This window comes from uncultured Nonlabens sp. (assembly GCF_947495285.1).
Taxonomy (GTDB): Bacteria; Bacteroidota; Bacteroidia; order Flavobacteriales; family Flavobacteriaceae; genus Nonlabens.
Genome location: NZ_CANLXZ010000082.1, coordinates 1 through 680 on the forward strand (window position 1 = coordinate 1; position 680 = coordinate 680).

Here is a 680-nt window from a genome sequence, read left to right on the forward strand (position 1 = left end):
AAGTAATATCTTTAGAGCCATCAATTAAGATTTTAAGGTAAGGATTGATGAGTAAAACGAATCATAGCCTTACCGTTACCCACAATTTAAAAAATGAGCTACATAATTAATATTATACCTTTTATAATAATCGGAATCATTTTATACTTTTCATTGAAAAAGCAAAAGAGAAAAGATGATAAATACTTTGGAAAAGAAGTGCCTCTGACTAAAAAAGAAATAAAAATACTGAATAAATATAAAGCGGAATACGTTGAAATTCAATTTGATTCTCGGTTACCAACGTTTGAAAAGGATGGGTTTGAATTAGTAGATATTACCAAAACTGCGACTGAAATAATTTATGACAATCCTATACCTTCAAAACAAGAAAAAAAGCTTGTGGAAAAAAATTGTTATGTGAAATTGCAATTCTTGGATAAAGATTATGATGTTGAGAGAATGTGGGTTGAGATAGCTGAAAAAGACGAAGATGTTTTTAAAGGAATTTTAAAAAACGATTCACTTTCTGATAATGAATTAGTAAGTGAAAAAGAATTTTGGTTTCATTCAAATCATATTTTTGAAATTGAGAATGAATAAAGTCGAGTAGGTAAAGGGGAGTCTCACCCCTAAACCTCTCACAGAACCGTACGTGATAGTCTCCCATCATACGGCTCTTCAAGACCGAAGCATGTATA

The 680-nt window shown here is 30.4% G+C and carries 1 protein-coding gene; it reads left to right on the forward strand.

Annotated features, from left to right (window positions below; translation table 11 throughout):
* Positions 1-93: 93 nt before the first annotated feature.
* A complete protein-coding gene (locus tag Q0838_RS14230; RefSeq protein ID WP_298956559.1) occupies positions 94-582 on the forward strand; it encodes a hypothetical protein in 489 nt (162 codons plus the stop codon).
* The last annotated feature ends 98 nt before the right edge of the window (positions 583-680 follow it).